Annotated in this window: 18 protein-coding genes; 4 read left to right on the plus strand and 14 right to left on the minus strand. The window is 39.7% G+C overall.

Annotated features, from left to right (window positions below):
* Positions 1-76: 76 nt before the first annotated feature.
* Positions 77-1,693, minus strand: a complete 1,617-nt coding sequence (locus tag AC1DIV_RS07900; protein WP_340876767.1) for a M20/M25/M40 family metallo-hydrolase — start codon at positions 1,691-1,693, stop codon at positions 77-79.
* Positions 1,690-2,568 carry a dimethylarginine dimethylaminohydrolase family protein gene (locus AC1DIV_RS07905; protein WP_340878548.1) on the minus strand — a complete coding sequence of 293 codons (879 nt, stop codon included), beginning with the start codon at positions 2,566-2,568 and terminating at the stop codon, positions 1,690-1,692. The genes AC1DIV_RS07900 and AC1DIV_RS07905 overlap by 4 nt, the downstream gene beginning before the upstream one ends.
* A gap of 175 nt (positions 2,569-2,743) precedes the next feature.
* On the opposite strand from AC1DIV_RS07905, the gene AC1DIV_RS07910 reads away from it, so the two are divergent.
* On the plus strand, positions 2,744-3,484 hold the full coding sequence (locus AC1DIV_RS07910; RefSeq protein ID WP_048687575.1) for an IclR family transcriptional regulator: 741 nt from the start codon (positions 2,744-2,746) through the stop codon (positions 3,482-3,484).
* A gap of 76 nt (positions 3,485-3,560) precedes the next feature.
* Here AC1DIV_RS07910 and AC1DIV_RS07915 read toward each other — a convergent pair whose 3' ends face one another.
* From AC1DIV_RS07915 to AC1DIV_RS07945, 7 genes are all read right to left on the minus strand, one after another.
* Complete coding sequence (locus AC1DIV_RS07915; protein ID WP_048687574.1) at positions 3,561-3,809, minus strand: biotin/lipoyl attachment domain-containing protein; 249 nt, start codon at positions 3,807-3,809, stop codon at positions 3,561-3,563.
* Positions 3,810-3,826: 17 nt separating this feature from the next.
* Positions 3,827-4,117 (minus strand): SAV0927 family protein, encoded by a 291-nt coding sequence (locus AC1DIV_RS07920; protein WP_034307765.1) that lies wholly within the window; start codon positions 4,115-4,117, stop codon positions 3,827-3,829.
* A gap of 34 nt (positions 4,118-4,151) precedes the next feature.
* On the minus strand, positions 4,152-5,429 hold the full coding sequence (locus AC1DIV_RS07925; RefSeq protein WP_048687572.1) for a Glu/Leu/Phe/Val family dehydrogenase: 1,278 nt from the start codon (positions 5,427-5,429) through the stop codon (positions 4,152-4,154).
* A 365-nt stretch (positions 5,430-5,794) separates the two neighbouring features.
* The gene (locus tag AC1DIV_RS07930) at positions 5,795-6,496 is read right to left on the minus strand and encodes an N-acetylmannosamine-6-phosphate 2-epimerase (protein WP_340876768.1); all 702 of its coding nucleotides are present in this window, start codon (positions 6,494-6,496) and stop codon (positions 5,795-5,797) included.
* A 9-nt stretch (positions 6,497-6,505) separates the two neighbouring features.
* Complete coding sequence (locus AC1DIV_RS07935) at positions 6,506-8,092, minus strand: PTS system mannose/fructose/sorbose family transporter subunit IID (protein ID WP_340876770.1); 1,587 nt, start codon at positions 8,090-8,092, stop codon at positions 6,506-6,508.
* Positions 8,093-8,131: 39 nt separating this feature from the next.
* Positions 8,132-8,602 (minus strand): PTS sugar transporter subunit IIB, encoded by a 471-nt coding sequence (locus tag AC1DIV_RS07940; RefSeq protein WP_340876772.1) that lies wholly within the window; start codon positions 8,600-8,602, stop codon positions 8,132-8,134.
* A complete protein-coding gene (locus tag AC1DIV_RS07945) occupies positions 8,602-9,006 on the minus strand; it encodes a PTS sugar transporter subunit IIA (RefSeq protein WP_340876774.1) in 405 nt (134 codons plus the stop codon). The genes AC1DIV_RS07940 and AC1DIV_RS07945 overlap by 1 nt, the downstream gene beginning before the upstream one ends.
* Before the next feature lie 216 nt (positions 9,007-9,222).
* On the opposite strand from AC1DIV_RS07945, the gene AC1DIV_RS07950 reads away from it, so the two are divergent.
* Complete coding sequence (locus AC1DIV_RS07950) at positions 9,223-10,077, plus strand: MurR/RpiR family transcriptional regulator (protein ID WP_422121646.1); 855 nt, start codon at positions 9,223-9,225, stop codon at positions 10,075-10,077.
* A 386-nt stretch (positions 10,078-10,463) separates the two neighbouring features.
* Here the strand turns inward: AC1DIV_RS07950 and AC1DIV_RS07955 are convergent, their stop codons facing one another.
* Entirely contained in the window at positions 10,464-11,810 is a 1,347-nt protein-coding gene (locus AC1DIV_RS07955; protein WP_048687571.1) for an APC family permease, read from the minus strand.
* A gap of 409 nt (positions 11,811-12,219) precedes the next feature.
* Here AC1DIV_RS07955 and speB point away from each other — a divergent pair, with 409 nt between their 5' ends.
* Complete coding sequence (gene speB, locus AC1DIV_RS07960) at positions 12,220-13,194, plus strand: agmatinase (RefSeq protein WP_340876775.1); 975 nt, start codon at positions 12,220-12,222, stop codon at positions 13,192-13,194.
* A 578-nt stretch (positions 13,195-13,772) separates the two neighbouring features.
* Here the strand turns inward: speB and AC1DIV_RS07965 are convergent.
* Together AC1DIV_RS07965 and AC1DIV_RS07970 are read right to left on the minus strand one after the other, a co-directional pair.
* Positions 13,773-14,837, minus strand: a complete 1,065-nt coding sequence (locus AC1DIV_RS07965; protein ID WP_340876776.1) for a M14 family zinc carboxypeptidase — start codon at positions 14,835-14,837, stop codon at positions 13,773-13,775.
* Between the two features lie 457 nt (positions 14,838-15,294).
* Complete coding sequence (locus AC1DIV_RS07970) at positions 15,295-16,488, minus strand: M14 family zinc carboxypeptidase (RefSeq protein ID WP_048680271.1); 1,194 nt, start codon at positions 16,486-16,488, stop codon at positions 15,295-15,297.
* A gap of 344 nt (positions 16,489-16,832) precedes the next feature.
* Between AC1DIV_RS07970 and AC1DIV_RS07975 the strand changes: the two genes are divergently transcribed.
* Positions 16,833-17,591, plus strand: coding sequence for a GntR family transcriptional regulator (locus AC1DIV_RS07975; protein ID WP_340876778.1), 759 nt, complete (start codon positions 16,833-16,835; stop codon positions 17,589-17,591).
* A 36-nt stretch (positions 17,592-17,627) separates the two neighbouring features.
* On the opposite strand, the gene AC1DIV_RS07980 is transcribed toward AC1DIV_RS07975, so the two are convergent.
* Positions 17,628-18,464: a PfkB family carbohydrate kinase gene (locus AC1DIV_RS07980; RefSeq protein WP_340876779.1), complete on the minus strand. Its 837-nt coding sequence runs from the start codon at positions 18,462-18,464 to the stop codon at positions 17,628-17,630.
* A gap of 17 nt (positions 18,465-18,481) precedes the next feature.
* Positions 18,482-19,288, minus strand: a complete 807-nt coding sequence (locus tag AC1DIV_RS07985; protein WP_226990416.1) for a carbohydrate ABC transporter permease — start codon at positions 19,286-19,288, stop codon at positions 18,482-18,484.
* Positions 19,289-19,329 lie beyond the last annotated feature (41 nt).

Here is a 19,329-nt window from a genome sequence, read left to right on the forward strand (position 1 = left end):
ACCATTAGGCAGGTCATTCATATTAAAACCCCCAGTTAAAGTTTAATACTATTAATCCAGTTTTCCTGTCGGACCATCACTTCTCAACCAAACACTTAAACATACTCATTATTAACTTCTCAAGCAAAACGGGCGTATGGACAAAGGCGCTATCGATGTGAAGGCGCTCAGTACGCTGATGGGCATCCTTGCCGAATGGCCCCACATTAAGTACGGGTGCCTGAAGTTTTTGCATATCGGCAAAAGGAATGCTGTAAGTATCGCCCCAGACTGGTGTATTTTTTTCAAAAGCCGTCCAGCCGTCAGAGTCATCAGTATATTGAACATAGCTTAAATCGCAAAGGCCATTAAAATAATGAATTTGTCTGACTTCTTCATCAAACTTTCTGGCCGTTTCCTTCATTAATTTCACAGATTCGATGATAAGCGGATCATCGGACGAATTGACGGCTGGATAATATGGCGGTGCGAACAGCAATACAATGGCGGGTGAAAGCTCCTGACATTGTATCATCAATTTTTCAGCGATCCGCACTGATTTTTCCCGTTCATCCAAATCCTTGTTTCCTTTAACTTCACTCTTTATTTGCTGAACAAAACTCCCGCCAAATTTGCCCTCGGCATATGAAAGTAACTTTTCGTAGCGCAATACTTGTACTTCGCCTACACCTTCAATTTGTTCACGCAGACAAAGTTCTTTATAAGATTCATTGCATTTCATCGCTGCTTCGTTCGCAACCTGCTCGAATAAATCCATTATTTCTGCAGCTGTTCTTTTCATGATGAACACATTATAAAGCGCGGCTGCCCGATAAGGTGTCTGTGTTGAATATTGTAGTTTTAGATCTTTTTGCTGAAGCGATACTGGTAAAGGTGTTTCCTCGCCAAGGTCACTTTCCAGAAAAAGAGTGTTCCACTCCATGAGCTGCGTGAGAAACGAGGCTATATAGTTAGCGGTTATGCCCTTTAATGGCTCGCCTACATGAGTTTCTTTCCCATAAAAAAGGGCAGCGGGCATGATTTTCCCCAAAGTTCCGGAATAAATATAATGATTATTATCACCCGGTTTCTGTGAAAAGGACGGTTCACTATTAAAAAACATTTTATAGGAAAGGTCATATTTATCACGTAAAGCCACAAGTTCTTTAACTGCAGCCCTCATTCCCGCAGAATTCACTTCCTCATCCGGGACCGTTAACAGCAGGAGATTGATCGGCCATTGTTCGATGCTTGCCTTTTCGATGATAGCCATATGAAGGGCAAGCCCCATTTTCATATCCATCGTTCCTCTACCAAACAAGTACTTTCCTGATTCCAGATCAATGCGCGCTTCTTCCGGCAGATCATCTTTCCTATCATGAAGTTTTTTCGTGAGCTCCTCTGGTTGAAATGCAAGAGACTCAAGGTCACCGTATTCTTCAGTATGAACCGTATCAAAATGGCTAATTAATACTACGGTCTCCTTGCTATCGGGATGTTTATAAAAGGCATTGACAAAATTCCTTCCTAAATCTGCCTCGTGAAGCGATAAGTGTGCCGGGTTCCTTTTAAAATAATCAAGCTCCCTTAATTTCTCTTGCACTTTATAAGGGAACGTTCGCTCCCCTGGTGTAAGAGTCCGGCTTTCCCAGCTAACAAGTTCACACAACAAAGCACGGAGCGTTTCTGGAGTACCCCATAGTAATTGACTCATTTCAATCCCCCTTCATCAATATTTGTACGCACCACCGGGCAGGTTAAACAGGTAGGACCTCCAGTTCCCTTGAAACTGATTTCAGTTCCTTTGTACTCATAAACTGTCGCTCCCGCATCAATAAGCTTTTGCTTCGTGTAAGCGTTACCAGAAGGTATCACGCAAACCCGCGGAGCAATGGCAAGCACATTACAACCCAAGTTCAAGTACTCATCAATCGGCACTTCGATAAGCTGAATGCCTCGTTCAATAAGCAGTTTTCTGAAAAAGACAGGCATAAGGCGGGAATGAACTACCGCTAAATCATGGTCGACCATGCTGATGAAAGACATGAGATGGAGACACTCTGCCTCTCCTTGATCATGCGGAAGCTGAACTACGATGAATTCATCCACAAGATGTGCGGTCATTTCCTTTAATTGCCGAATGGCTTCAGCGTTTGTACGATAACCATGCCCGACAACCAAGGTCTTATCATCAAGCCAAACGATATCACCGCCATCCGCGACCGCATCACCCGCTAAATATCCAATGATCGGGATGTTCTTTTCCTTACAGTATTCCTTGTATACAGTCGCTTCAGGCTGCCTCGATTCTTTCCCCGACTTTAAAATAATGGCCCCTTGGCTAGTGAATTTGACTGGGTCATGCGCATATAAGGAGTCAATGCCAACTACCGAAGATGCTGGCAAATAATCGATGTTTGGGACATATTTCTCCAAAATGGATATAAAGTCACCATACTCCGTTAGCGCTTCGTTGAAATCTGGCTCTTCCAAAAAATTGAAGTTCTCCCATGTTTGGCTTAAATGCTCTTGACTAATAAAAGCTTCTTTCGGATGTTTTACAATGACACGTTCCAATGGTTTGTACATGGACGAACAAAATGTCACTGCCTCCCCCTCCTTTTCCGCATAGTGGAAAACGTTTCCGCTAATAGGAATTTTTCTTTTATTATAAATTTTGTTTTGGTATAATGTCAATATGTTTTAAATTTTCAAATAAATTAACTTTTTATTTAACTTGTATGGAAAGATAGGTGGTTTGTATATGCAATCAATTGACCGCGCCATGAACGTTATAAAGGTGCTGGTATCCAATTCTTCGGAAAACTGGCTGTCAATTACGGAACTTTCCCAAGAATGTGATCTTCCTGTCAGCTCCATGCATCGTTTGTTAAAGGCAATGTCCTTGCATGGATTAATTCAACAGGACGGGCAATCCAAACAATATGGTTTGGGGAATATTTGGCTCGAATATGGTTTACGCATGTATGACAAAATGGATTACATTAGTCAAATAAGGCCTGAACTCGAAAGGCTGATGAACAAAGTGGAGGAAAGCGTCTATCTAAGCCAACCAATCGGTATGGAATCACTCGTTATCGAAAGAATCGACAGTGAAAAAAGCCAAATCCGGGTTTATGACCAGCTTGGCTCACGTGTACCTATGCATATCGGGGCTGCCAATAAAGCGATGCTCGCCTATATGCCATATAATCAAACGAAAAAAATCGTAGATGCTCTTCTGCCAACTCAAGAAAGAGCAGCTTTTTGGGATATATTGCAAGAGACTAAAAAGAAGGGACATGGAATCAGTCACAGTGAAAGAACAGAGGGTACATGTTCTGTTGCCGTGCCGATATTGAACCATTTTGGGGAAGTTCACGGTGCGGTGAGCATTGGCTTTGTCAGCTTTAACCTGACAGATGATAGACTAGATTTCCTCATTAAGAATGTGATGGAAACTGGCACTCGGGTTTCTGCAAAATTGGGGTATAGGGGACCATGAAAATAAGAGAGCAGTGGAGGATTATCGAATAAGCCAAAAAAGAAGATGAATCATTTCATCTTCTTTTCGCTTTATATTAATCGCTGCCGGTCACAAATAAATCTTCTTTAAAATAGGCGAGGACCTCGCCGGCCACCACGGGTTCGCCCTCCAATACCTCCAAAGTTTCAATTTTCCCGCTGACACCAATATCAATGATTTCCACACTTCCATCTGCCTTCTTAATCTGAAATAATTGTTCCCATTCGTAAAATCTTGAATTTTTGGATATTGAAATTTTTTCAACCCTGCCATCACAAGGGCTAAGAATCACATCAACGTACATTTACATCATTCCTTCCTTCAGTATTCTTCAAAATGAAATGGGGTTTGTAAAACTAACCTAAGAAAGTTTTGGAACTCAGATATATCTTCTTGTTCAATGCCAAGGGTCGGAGCCCAGTACTGATCCAAATTAATATCATTGGCACAAAGCAGGATCATTCTTCCGCTTTGCATGGAAGTCACCATTGCTTTACCGAAAAACTGGGCCGAATATACAATGGTTACATCATATCTATAATCTTGTGACAATAAGCAATAATGATGAATAGCCTGGTTTTCTTTATTTTCGGAAAGAATATCAAAATTCAACGGATTGCCTCCTTTCTTGTAAACCATAATTCGTTCAGAACCTGATCCACCCCCGAAGCTGGGATGCTTCCGCTATTTTGCGAATCCCTTCAATATAAGCAGCCACTTTCATGTTCACGGAATATTTTTGTGAAGTATGGTAGACATTCAAAAAGCTGGCCGTTATCTTTTCCTTCAATCGTTCATCTACAAGCTCTTCCGTCCAGTAATAACCTTGGTTGTTCTGGCACCATTCAAAATACGAGACTATCACACCTCCTGAATTCGCCAAAATATCCGGGACTAGCACTATACCTTTATCATCGAGAATCTTGATCGCTTCCTTTGTCGTCGGCCCATTTGCTGCTTCAATCAGGATTTCACATTTTAGTCGTTTTGCATTATCCTTATTCACCACTCCGCTAATGGCTGCGGGGATCAGCACATCACACTCTTTTTCCAATAATTCTTGATTGGATAATGAATCTTTGTATAAGTTCGAAACGACCCCAAAAGAGTCCCTGTTATCCAAAAGGTAAGGAATGTCCAATCCATTCGGATCATATAAACCTCCAAGTTCATCCGCTATTCCGACAACCTTAGCCCCCATTTCATGTAAATACAATGCTAAATGACTGCCAACATTCCCGAATCCCTGGATGATTACCCGCATGCCTTCAATAGGAATCCCCTTTAAATCACAAATCATTTGAAGTGTATATAATACGCCCTTGGAAGTGGCTTTTTCCCTGCCCTTCGATCCTCCTAATCTCAGAGGCTTTCCTGTAATGAAGCCAGGTGAATCGAATTCCCTGATGTGATCATATTCATCCAGCATCCAGGCCATGATTTGTGAATTCGTATACATATCTGGTGCCGGGATATCTTTTGTAGGGCCCACTATTTGACTTACTGCCCTGACATACCCTCTGCTTAATCGTTCAAGCTCAGATGAACTCATCTGTCTGGGATCACACACAATGCCGCCTTTTGCCCCTCCGTATGGAAGATCGGTTATTCCGCATTTCAAGCTCATCCATCCGGCCAATGCCTTAACTTCTTCAGGAGTGACATCCGGGTGAAACCGGATTCCCCCTTTCGTTGGGCCGGCTGCATCATTATGTTGAGCACGATACCCTTGAAACATCCTTGTCTCGCCATTATCCATTTGAATAGGAATACAGACTTCCAGAAAACGCATTGGCGCTTTCAGAAAATCAAAAACCTGCTCTGGATAGTCCAAAACATGAATCGCTTCTTTTAAGATATCCTGGAATTCTTGCAATGGATTATCCAATTGACGTTTTTCAATAACCTTAATTTTCTCTGTCATTTTAGCACCTCTCTTTTATTCTTATTACTTATTAAGCAACTTTCATGCCAGCTTTGAGGATATTGTATGAATAGCACCATACCGCCATTTGCCCTCATCCATATCACACATACAATCATCAAGACATATGTATTAATTCATAAGCAATTCAGATTTGCATATGTAAAAAGGGATGATTAAATACAAAAAAGAGCACCAGATAAATGTATAAACATTCATTGAGTGCTCTTTTTTTGTTTATCCTGAAAAAGAAAGTGTTGATCTGTAGCAGATGCCAAATGATGGTACAAATCTAATCAACGGCAGTCAATCCTAGGAACCAACTGTTCAGCTTAAAAAAATACTCTAAATATATATTGAAACTTCTATTTACCAACCAACAGGTTTAACTCATCTACAAACCTTTTTGTGATAATTTCCGGGCGAGTAATGGCCGTTCCTACTACGACTGCAAAAGCACCACTTTCAATAGCTTTTCTAGCATGATCTTTCGTATGAATATGCCCTTCAGCGAAGATGGGGATATTTAAGGCAGAAGAGAGTTTTCGAATAAGGTCATAATCAACCTCCTTCACGTATTTTGTTTCCTCTGTATACCCACACAATGTGGTTGATATTATATCAGCACCGAATTTTTCTGCGATTAGTCCCTCTTCATAAGTCGCACAATCTGCCATTACTAAAATATTGGGATGCTCACTATTGATTTTACCTATGATTCTTTCTAACGTTTCTCCATTAGGGCGCTTTCGTTGAGTCCCGTCTAATGCTACGATTGACGCTCCAGCCTCAATAATGCTTATAGCACTTTCATAGGTAGGAGTAATATATACTTCACATTCTTCGGTCCATTGCTTGTGAATACCTAATACAGGCAATTTTGTTACCTTTTTAATCGCTTTAATATTTTCTGGCCCGTTAGCCCTAATACCAACTGCGCCTCCCTTTTCTGCAGCCTTGCTTAATGCGCCCATGATTTCCGCCCCATACATCGGCCATCCCCTTCTAGCCTGGCACGAAACTATCAATCCATTCTTAATAGATTCCAGTACGTTTTTTTTATCCATAATTGCCACCTAAAAAACCCCCAAGAATTTACCAGCTAATCCTACCATAAAGCAAAGGAGGATTAACCAGTAGATAGCTTTTTGATATTTAAGTAATGCCCATAAGAAACCAAGTGTTAAGAGGAGGGGTAAAAGCCCAGGTAAAATTGAATCAAGAAGTTCTTGTAAATTTATTTCTTTTCCACCAAAGTTCCATTTAGCAGCCACGGCCACTTTAACAAAATTCACTACCATTGATCCTGTTACCATTAATCCTACAATAGTAGCTCCCTGAACAAACTTATTTAGCACATCAGAGTCTTTCATTTTTAGGATTAGGCTTATCCCAAACTGGTACCCATAGACAATACCGTAGTAACGAGAAAAAATATTGAGCAAGACGTTTGGCACAATAAATATAATGGGTCCAAGTGAATTTCCATCCAACGCCAAACCAGCGCCGATTGCAGCAAAAATGGTCATAAAAGTTGCTTTAAAAACAGAATCGCCAATTCCAGAGAGCGGTCCCATCAATGCGGCTTTCGTAGAAGAAATTGTGTCAGATGTGATGGGATTACCTTGTGCTCGTTGTTCTTCAAGTGCAAGAGTAACACCTATGATGGCATTGGAAGTATACGGATGGCAGTTAAAAAATTCATTATGACGAACAACCGATTCTTTTAAATCCTGATTATTTGGATAGAGTTTTTTGAGTGCCGGCAATATCGCATAGCAGAATCCTAAACTGCCATAACGCTCATAATTTATAGACGTCATACTGAAGAAAGTGCGGAAGAATGTTTTCATTAAATCTTTCCTTGTCAGAATCGTCGTTTTAGCTGTACTCTTGCTGGGGGAATCACCGGAAATTCCACTATCATTTCCTTTCGTTCCCACTGCTGTAATGCTGACCGCGATTCCAAGACCCAAAAAGGCTATCGAAAGTACATTTAGTTCCAAGTAGACTGCCAGAACAAATCCAATTAGGAAAAATGACCAAAACTTCTTGAAGTTCATCATTTTCAGGAGCATGGCCATTCCAATTGCGGGTAGGATTCCTGCTGTAATCTTTAATCCTTCCATAAACCAAGAAGGCATTGAGCCTACGATATTATTTACAAATTCACTACCAAAATAAACGGCTAAAAAAGTTGGAATGAACATAACTGTAAAAAAAACGATTATTCCAAAAAGGTGAAGCCGTTCTGCCCTTTTTAGATTTAGCTCTTGTAAAGCATTGTCTGCCCGATGCACTAGATAAATATTAAAATTCCAAGCTAGCATGATTAAAAATTGTGCTAAAATACCGATTGGTAATGCCAGAGCAATTCCAACCTCAGGCTTCCCCCCAGCACTAATCGCGAAAATAGTCCCCATTAGACCAGCAATTTGTGCATTAGGAGGAACACTACCTCCAATGGGCAAGACCCCCATAAACATCAATTCCACACTGGCCCCTACAATCAATCCAGTCTGTAGGTCTCCCATCATTAGTCCTAACAATGGCCCAGCAAAAATGGGACGGCTAATCATCCAATATCCATATCCATAATTTTCGGTCATGAGAATTGCAACAAAACCACTTAACAAAATCGCTGATATTAACTCAATTTCCACTTTTCCTCCCCCTTTTTACACTGACTATCTTTTCGACCATTAAATCTTGGTGAATAAATCAATCGATTTATCATTAGGAGAGGTTCTGATCTCACAAGGGATCCCGTGATCTCTAATCTTGAGGAAAGTAGATTTATCTTCTTCATCCAAATAGACTGTTTTACTTATTTCCTGTTTTCCTGCTTTATAGTACATGCCACCTACATTTATAGAAGGCAGAATGATACCTTTTTCAATGAGAGATAAAAGGACTCGAGGACTTTTTACTACAATAAACGTTTTTTCCTGATCAGACTGCTCAACCAGATATTTGACTGCATCTTCGACAGAAAGGATAGCATATCTTTTCCCCGAAGGTACTGCCAAGCTTAGTAACAAAAGTTGTGTAGGGTCGGTTGCAACCCTATCATCAATTACAATAAATTCTGTAACTTGATAAGCAACACTCCATGAATAAGCAACTTGCCCATGTATGAGTCTTTCATCGATACGGGTAACAACGATACTCATTACAATTCCTCCTTTATGGGGTTAACTGTAGAGTTTATATAGCTAATACTCATAGAGGTATTAGCTATAAGCTCTTCGGGACTTACAGGTGAAAGGCAAGATTCAATAACTAAACCTAAATGAAAACCAGCGATTACTTGTACCCGGCTATCTTTCAACACTTGAAGTGTAGCTGCATTGCATGGGGTACCCCCTTTAATATCTGCCAGAATGATTATTTCTTTGTACCAATCCAACAATTGATTGACTGCCGATTCCAGTTCTCTTGCAAATGAATCTAACGTTACTTGATCATCCATGCTTAATGCAAAGAGTTGATTCTGTTTCCCTGCTATAAGCTCTACACAGTCTTTCATAGTCGAAGCTAAATTCCCATGACTTACAAGTAAAATGGCCCGATTCAAACTATCTCCTCCTTATAACATATTTTTTTGAATATTCATACAAACTCATCTTATTAAAAAAGAATTAAAAAATCAAGTTTTTATTAATAAAATAAGAAATAAAATTTCTTTTATGGCATTTTTTTTTGCATTATGTGCAAAAAACATTTCATTTATGATATAAATGAAACAATAGGGATTTACATCATTTAATAAAATATTTAATAAAGGGGACATATCATGAGCTTAACTTTATTACAAAAAATAAATGAAAAAGCCGATTCCTTGTCTCGTGCTGAACGGCAAGTAGCCAAATATATATTGGACCATGCAGATTTGGTGCAAACTTACACGATTTCTGAAATATCAACCAACGCAAATGTTTCCCAAGCTAGTGTTGTGCGTTTTTGTAAAAGAATGGGTATAGACAGCTTTAAAACCTTTCAACATACATTGGTGAAAGAAATGAGTTCAAATAATGCCAACATTAATGATCTTTCTTTACTGCGTGAAAATGATACGCCCTATCAACTTTTCCAAAAAGTAACTATGAGCAATAAATTTGCTTTAGACTCTTTAGTACAAACTCTTAACAAAAAAGAGTTTGAAAAAGCAGTAGAATGCTTAAGCCTAGCAAAGAAAATTGCATTTTTTGGTGTCGGGGGCTCCTCTACTGCTGCATTGGATGCTAGTAATAAATTTGCTAAACTTGGCGTTACTACAGGAATGAACACTGACTTTCATACAGTGATTTCCTATATTTCCAATTTCACACCAGAAGATGCATTGGTCATTTTTTCCACATCCGGAAAAACAAAAGATATATTGGAGATGGCTTCATATGCGAAAAAGATAAACGTACCAGTATTGGCAATAACCGCTTATACAAAGTCTCCTTTATTGAAAATAGCAAGTATACAACTTTGTTTTCCTGACATCGAACATGATCAACGAATCGGTAGTATAGCATCTAGAATCATGCAACTTAACATGGTTGATGCTCTTTACTTAAGTGTTTTTCATCGAATCGATAAAAAAACCATAGATAAATATCAAAAAGCACGTGAAGAAATTCTACGTCTAAGAAGATAGCCTGCTTAAGGATGTGTTTTACTACATTTCGTTAGAGGCGTGAATATGTATTAATTCATAGTCATTTCAGGATTGCATACAAACTGACGCATCCTTATCGGATGCGTCAGTTTGTAGACAAAAGGAGCTTCCATCTAAAATTTTAAACATAGTTGATTGGAACGGAAGGTGCGAGACTCCTGCGGGAATAGCGAGTCTAAGGGAGACCCCACAGGCGCAATTGCGCCGAGGAGGCTCCCGGACCGCCCGCGGAAAGCGAGTGCCTGAAGTGGAAATTAACGTCCAAATTTGTACAAGCCAAAAAAAAATGTAGACAAACTCGATTTTCATCGAGTTTGTCTACATTCTGAAGCATCCTTATCGGATGCGTTTTTCCTTGCAAAGTCTTATAGCTGAATTTCTTCAACTTGGTATTGGGGCGGTGCCTTCCTGAATGCCTTTGTGATATATAATAGATAACAAAAACCAATAATGAACCAACTTGTCCCCATTATTAGGGAACTTGCCTCAAGGTTGATCCATAGAATGCCAATTGCTATAGCTCCAATTAAAGGCATAATTAAGTATTTGATACACCCCTTTACCGTTCGGTGCTCCTTTTCCCGAATGATAAAATGGCTGATCACTGAAAGATTTACAAAGGTAAAGGCCATTAATGCACCAAAGTTGATCAGTGACGTTGCTGTCACTAAATCAAAGAATAAAGCCGACATTGAAATGACTCCAACTATGAGTACATTAATCGCTGGTGTCTTCCACTTAGGATGAATGAATCCAAACCATTTTTCCGGAAACACTTTATCACGGCCCATAACATACAAAAGACGGGAAACGCTGGCATGCGATGCTAGTCCAGAGGCTAGCGTATTGACGAAAGTCGTACAAAGAAAAATGGATTGAAATAGCTTCCCGCCTACATAAAGGGCGATTTCAGGTAATGCAGCATCCGGTTCCTTAAAACGGGATATGTCCGGAAAAAAGAGCTGAATAAAGAAAGATGCGGTAATGAAGATGATTCCACCCCATAGCGCAGTTAAAAATATCGCTTTTGGTATCGTTTTTTTCGGATCTGGCGTTTCCTCAGATAGGGTCGTTACCGCATCGAATCCCAAAAAGGAAAAACAAAGGATCGTAGCCCCGGTTATTATGGCCGAGAAGTCCATCCCTTCATTTACGAAAGGCATTAATGTAAACACTTCTCCTGTACCTTCCCCATCATTCAAACCTTTGACAACAAGAATGATGAACACTGCCATGATGGCAATCTGAATTAAAACAAAAAGCGCATTAAAGTTAGCAAGTACATTGACGCTCCTGAGATTGAGAATGGTGACGATTGCTACGAATAATACTACCCAAATCCATGTAGGAACTCCTGGAAATAATGCTGTCAGATAAATTTTGGTCAACAATGCATTGACCATAGGTAAAAACAAATAGTCTAACAACGAGGACCATCCTACCAGGAATCCTAAATGCGGGTTTATCGCCTTTTGCGTATAAGTGTAGGCAGAACCTGCAGCAGGAAAAACCTTTACAAGTTTTCCATAGCTGGCAGCTGTAAAAAGCATCCCCACCAATGCAACGATATAAGCAGTCGGCACATGGCCGCCCGTAATCCCAGATACAATGCCGAATGTATCAAATACAACCATGGGGGTCATATATGCTAACCCCATCATTACGATTTGCCATAATTTCAGTGATCTTTTCAATGTAACCTCATTTTCCACCTATCATTCCTCCTTGAAACCGCTTTCAAACTAGTGAGTTCAATTTCTTAACTAGAATAATCCCCATGCCTCCCTCTTTTTTAAAAGTTTTACCTGTATACCTTTATGCAATTTCTGTGCCACATGATTTCGGTTTATTTCGACAAACGAAAAACGCCTTAATTCCTGTATTCTTACCCGCAATTGATTGATTCACAGATATGAAGTCTTCCAGCATCTCTTCATTGACGATTCAATTTCCCATAACTTATTCGCCTTTGCATACACAAAGCCCATGTTATCTTGTAAAAACCCTCATTAAATCACTCACAGTGACTTGGCATGATAATTGCATGATTAATCATCTATAGGAATTCATTTAATGAGTTTCAAAACTACTATAGTTATAAGAAAATGGAGGAATAGAAAAATGAAATATCCTTTATCACCTGATGTTAAACCAGAGTTTTGTACCACCGGATCATTTATGCGCTTACCTTCTACAAGAGAAAATGCCAAATTGGCAGTGGTAGGTATGCCTTTTGATACAGCTGCTTCATTCAGGGTAGGAGCCCGGTTTGCTCCACAGGCAGTCCGCCAAGCATCCATGACGTTGTTTCCTTATCATCCCATTCACAAGGTATTTCCGTTTGACGAATGTAATGCAATTGATATCGGGGATGTTTCGGTGATTCCCCATAATATACATCGAAGCTATGAGTTAATTGAAAAGGCTATGTCAGACTTGATGAAAAACGGCATCATTCCAATAGGCATCGGAGGAGATCATTCAGTAACATTGGCTAATCTAAGAGCAGCCGCAAAAATCCACGGTCCTGTTGCACTTCTTCATTTTGATTCACATACAGATACCTGGGATACTTATTACGAAGAAAAATACTGGCATGGTTCCCCGTTTATCCGTGCATATGAGGAAGGTTTGCTCCAAACGGATAAAGTTTTCCAGATTGGCATCAGAGGTACGCTCAATCATCCAGGAGATTTAGATTCCAGTACAGAACTAGGGTACAATGTGATAACTACGCCCGAGCTGAAGAAGAGAGGAATCGAAGATGTCGTGAAGGAAGTCAAGAAAACCATTGGGGATACACCATGTTTCTTGACATTTGATATTGATTTTGTCGATCCATCCTGCGCTCCTGGAACTGGCACATTGGAGGTCGGCGGTCTAAATAGCTTTGAAACCCTTGAGATGATACGCTCTCTGCAAGGATTCAACTTTATTGGGTTCGACCTGGTGGAAGTCCTCCCGCCGTATGATCCAACACAAATTACATCACTATTGGCAGCCACCATCATTCATGACTTTGCCAGTCTAGTAGCCTTACAACTAAAAGAAGAAGAAGAACAAGAAAAGGAGAATTCAGCCGAAAAAAGTTTATAGGACAAACACTGGCCATATAGGCCGATACTGTTAATCGATCAGATAGAACCAAGCTAATGATATAAAACTCTAAGTACAAAATAAAAAAGTCCTGAAATTCAAAAAGCACCAGTTTATGAAAACAGATGCTCAGACTGTAGACAAATTTGAAGAAAGTGAATTTGTCTACAGTCTTTTTTCTTTAAAAATGTTCCAGCTGATTTCAGAAATCCGCTCCCTTTCCGCCGACTGTCTGCCAAGCCTCCTCGACGCAAGCGTCTGTGGGGTCTCGGCTAGCCAGCTATTCGGCAGGAGTGTCGCAAATTTCTTCCATCCATTGATGATTTCATAAAACAGAAAAAAACATTAAGGATCATCTAATCTTCCTTTAAAATCATGGTTCTATGTGAAATCATTCCGAACCCCCTTTTGTCGACAAACTGAGCATCTTAGGTGAAAGCAGATGCCTTTTTTTCTATGTAATCTTTACCCTTGTCCTGCTGCTTCGACTATAAATCATTCCATAAAACAACTTCGAGCTTCTATCGGTGTGGAAAAATAAAAAACACATCCCTTTGAAAATGGGATGTGCCATCCTTTTATTCGTCTGATTCTGCCCCAGGCCGATTGGATTGTGTTGGCAGGGTGTCCCAAAAGCTTGCATCGACAGTTTCAATTGAATCATCGGCAATAGCTCTGACAGCTGCATCCAAAGTGGTTACCGTTTGCTTAATTAGATAGCCATTACTTTTTTGTCCAAGCGCTACAGACTCGACATTGTGGTCCGACATACCTCGCATCTCAAAGAGCAGTGTGGCAATGTCATAACGGACGGCTGCACCATTACGGCCTATATTTTCTCCAGAACCGCCATCATACCTACCAATATGCCCCCAACCAGTTGGTTCAATGGAGTTATATACGACAGCACCCAATTTTTTTGAGGCTTCTAACACTTCAGGCTTTACGTTCGCGTTTGTAGGATAAAGAATTGAACCTGAAACAAGTTCACCGTCCGTTTCGCTTAGCGTCCCTTGATGATGTAAATCTATCATGTAATCTATATCGTATTTCGCAAATACATTTTTGTGTAAAGCCTTTACTTCTACTTGCATGTTATCAGTTTTTTTATCATGCTCACGGTTTAAGTCGATCCCATTTGCATTTGCCCGTGTTAAATGCCGATCACCTTTTGCTAAATAGTCATCAAGAGGGAAATTAACATCTCCCATGGCTCCATCTGCATTTAACATGGGAATGATCAGTATATTGACATTATCCAAAATACCTTTAGTCTTGTTCGTGCCTAGATGTTTAATGAATTCGAGTGCACCCTCGGTAGTCAGTTGTTCATTTCCATGCTGTTGCGTTAAAAATAGTATGGTAGGATTCTTAGGATTTGACATGTACTTCGCTAGGTAAATGTCCCTTCCTTTTACCGTTTCCCCGATTACTTCCAGTGCCAGCCTTTCTTGTTTTGCATCCTGCGTTTCAAGATAGCTCACCAGGCTTTCATATGTATGAAGATTTGAAGTTGTCACTTGACCATTTCCAGCACTGGGGCCATTTCCAACCGCTCCGACTGGTAACGCAACAGCTGTTACTGCGCCTAACGTCATTAAACTAGATAATGAAACTGATAGAACTTTCTTTTTAAAATTCAAAATAAACCCTCCTTATTAAATATAATAATCAAGAAACATAACTATTATTAATATTCTGACATTTTTACTACTTTATGTTAATAGTGAAAAATGACTATGTTTCCAAATAGTTTTCTTCTACGTAATATAACTTGAAAAGAATTACTTCTACAAAGGCGATATTCAAAAAACATTTTTGTTCCCGTTGAAGAAAATCGAGTTTGTCTATTTTTATGGCTTGTACAATTTGGACGTTGATTGGAACGTAGGGCACTCGCTTTCCGCGGGCGGTCGGGGAGCCTCCTCGGCTTTCGCCTGCGGGGTCTCCCCTAGACCCGCTTTTCTAAGCAGGAGTCTCGAACACCCGCTCCAATCAACTTTGTCTTACCTTTTAGATAGAACACTTTTGCCTAGAGTTCCGTCTGGTTACTTCAATATAGGCTGGAAGTTGATAGAACTATCATTTCCTCAATTTCTATTATTGCCTGCCCTCCGTCAGTGGAATTGACTCGTATTGTTCCGGATTGATTTTATATACAGAGCCATCAGTAACTCCATCAATTATTCCATATAACCCTCTTTCAACCGCTTTAATAAGCATGCCTTTTTTCTTTTGGCCAAAAGATTGTGTTTGACCTCTAACTTCAAAGAGTACTGTCCCACTTCCGTTTAAAGCAAAGGCTCCTAAAGCCGTTCCAGGAAGGTTTTGGTTTTGCGGATATAAGGATATATTCCCATATGGAGAATTACCTTGTTCTTTCATGGCATTATATACCGCCACATTCAATTGTCTGGAAAAATCATAATTATAGTTTTTTGCATATTTGGCATAATCTTGTCCTGAAGGCGAGCTTGGATCAGGTACAAATTGAGCGGAAATCGAGTAGGAGACTAAATCATCCGTTCCATCAACTTCATAATAGGGAGCTTGGTGATGCAAGTCCACAAAAATCTCCACCTTTCCGTATTGCTTCAGTAGAGACTTGTAAACATCACGTGTTGTTTGTGATTCAGGTGTTATGAACCAACCAGGGGTGGATGATTTTCCAGGGAAGTCTTTAGCTTGGGGAATATAATTTAAATCAGGATTAAAGTCACGATTGACATCGAAACCAGGTTTGGACTCATAATCGAATGATTCATTTTTGTATGTATAATAGTTCCAAGATGGATTCGCTCCTGCTAACTGCGGAAACTGGTCGACGACCTCTGCCCAGGTCATATCATTTCCCCTACGGTTCAATTCAGCGGCATCGGGATTCATTTTAGGCAAAGCGACAAGGGTAATTTCTTTACGAATTTTTTCCGCTTCAGGTGAGTTGGTCCCCAAAAACTTCAAGATATTCAAGATGGCATCCGTACCAGTTTTCTCATTTCCATGGATCTCACTTTGAATGAAAACGACTTTGTCGCCAGTTCCCACGGTTGCTTTATAGATTTCTCTATGTCTATTGGAATATCCAGCTACATCCACTTTTACTTTACCTTGGCTATCACTCGCAATTTGTTCTAGCTTTTTCCCTAGTTCAGCATGATCTGTAAAACCTGAAACCGAATAAGTTTGTTGAATGGGTGTTCCCGGGGATGTTTCATTAGCTGCAAATGCTGGTGCCGCAATACTCGCCGATAAAACGGCAACTCCCAGAGTTGAAATAACTTTCCTGTTTTTCATATGACAACAATCACTCCCTTAAAATATTTTTCTATCTCATTATACAAAATGGAAAAGTAGAAATATGTTGGAATTTGATGTCGTATTATGACTATTTTATGATGCTGCCACCAGCTTTAGCTAAAAGTTGGGAGCTGCACTAATGTATACTCTTTTTATGTTAGCTGTGCAAAAATGCATATTTTCCCACAACAACGATTCCGACATTGTTATCTCGGATCGTTGTTGCCGGATGCCTTTAACCATATATATATATTGGCTATGCATTTAGTCGAATTGATGATTTGTACTATAACATCACATTACGTTATAATAAAAGAAAAAAATAAGAGAAAGGGGAAAATATGAAACTCAACACTCATAGTTCTACACCATTATACATGCAATTGAAACAATCTATTATCGAAGATATAAACAAAGGGATATACTCTCCTGGCGAAAGATTACCAACCGAAACAGAATTATGTGACATATATGGGGTAAGTCGCATTACTGTTAGAAAAGCGGTTTTGGACTTGGTGGAAGAGGGTCTTCTAATACGCCAACAAGGAAAGGGAACATTTGTCCAATATCCTAAAGTAAAAAGGGAACTATTTGCTGTTAACGGTCATGCTGAATATATGTCAGAATTAGGGAAGATACCTAAAACTAAAATCCTTTCATTTGGGATCATACCCGCACCGGCTAATATTTCTAAATCCTTGGAGATTACTCCTGAAAATGATGTTCTTGAATTACAACGGATCTTATACTATGATAATCAACCTCTCACCTTGGAAATTTCTCATTATTCCTTAAAGGTTCTGCCTAATTTAAATGAACATGTCCATAACTCCGTTTCCATGTATGACACCATAAAGCATAAATATAATATAACTCCTGTTCATAACACGAAACTTTTAAATATGGTATTGGCAAATGCAGATGAAGCAAAATTTTTAGAGTGCGAAGTGGGAGATCCCCTTTTCAAAGTGGAGAAAGTGGCATATGACGCAAAGAAGCAGCCCATCCATTCCTCTTTCTTATATTATCCTGCCAATCGTGTGACCTTTACGATTGATAGTTCCATGTCGCAAGAAAAAGGTAACGAATCCCCCTCCTAATCCGGGATCTCGTTACCTTTTTCCATCTATAAATCGTTAAACCAGCATATGGTCAGGAATATATTCTTTACCATACCCAAAAGCTCCATAATCCTGACAGGTTTGGGAGGCAGCTAAAGCTCCTTTTTGTAAAGCTATATTTACATCTTGCCCTTGGACATACGATGAGAGAAAACCAGCAATAAATGAATCTCCCGCCCCCAATGTATCTACAACTTTGGTTTGGATAATAGCTTGTTCATATAATTGATTTTCAATTGATAAGAGTGCTCCCTTTTCCCCACGAGTAACACATACCACTTTTGAGCCCAACGAATGCACCTTTTGAATCAGTGCATGGCACTCTGCAGCGTTTAAATTACTTCCTGAAAAAAATGCATATGTCACATACGGACAAACTTTTTGTAAATAGGGTTCCTCTTGATTTGTCGAAAAATCAAAAGAAATGTCAATGAGTTGGCTTAATGATGGGAGGTTATGCTCTATATGGCTATAAACACTTGTATGAAGAAGGTCGTGTTGCCGAATATAATCCAAATCCTCGTCATTCAGTACAATCCCCAATCTGGATTGAATTCCCCCTCTATTGGAACCAATGAAAATTCGGTCCCCGTCCTTATCCAACGCGACGACGGCCATACCATTCTCTCCTACTGCTTGTCTTACTCTACTAATCTCCATCTTTTCCTTTTGCAATACCTCCAACACATGGTCTGCCGCCCCATCATTTCCTACAATGCCAATATATGAAGATTGCTCATCATTTAAACGATTGCACATTACTGCCACATTTAATGAATTGCCGCCGGGATATATCTTTCCTTGGTCTTTATAAAAATCTACTACGTTATCCCCAATTCCAATTAGCTTCATGCCTGTTCCCCCTGTTATCATTTTACACTTCCACTAGCAATTCCACGGATAAAATACTTCTGCATGAATAAAAATAAAATGACGATAGGTGCCGCTGAAATCGTTAATCCAGAAAGCAACACTCCCCAATCGGTTTGCAATGCATCTCGGAATTGCATTAAACCGGCAGGTATCGTACGTAAACTATCATCGTCTATAAAGATGATGGCGAACATGAATTCATTCCATGTATAGTAGGCTGTTAAAATTACCGTCGTTAATAAAATAGGTTTACTCATGGGAATGAAAATCCTAAAAAGGATTCCAAGGTTTGTGCACCCATCCAGCCGGGCAGCCTCTTCCAGTTCTTTCGGAATGGACAGGAAGTAGGCACGAATCAACAAGATGGTTAGCGGAATTCTGTAAGCTACATAAGGTAAGATTAACGCCCAATGGGTGTTATATATCCCAAGCTTCTGAATGATATTATACAAAGGGATCAGGCTTACTTGGGGAGATAGCATCAAACCGCCTAAGCATATGACCAAAATGAAAGCCTTTCCACGAAAATCGAAGCGAGATAATCCGTATGCACCTAACGCACTTACTAAAACCGTTAGCATACAAGTCATGCCAGTAACCATGACACTATTTAAAAAGTAGGAAGAAATCCCACTATTCCAAGCTGTAACATAATTTTCAAACAACCATGTATGAGGAAGTGACCAACTATGGTTAAAAATTTCCTCTGTGCTTTTGAAAGAACTGATGACCATCCATAATAAGGGATATGCAACAACAAGAAAGTAGGCGATTAAACCTGCATAAACAAGGGCTATTCTCATATTATAGGTTTTTCTTTTCCTTGCATACTCTAGATTTTCCA

The organism is Peribacillus sp. 05N428 (assembly GCF_056397085.1).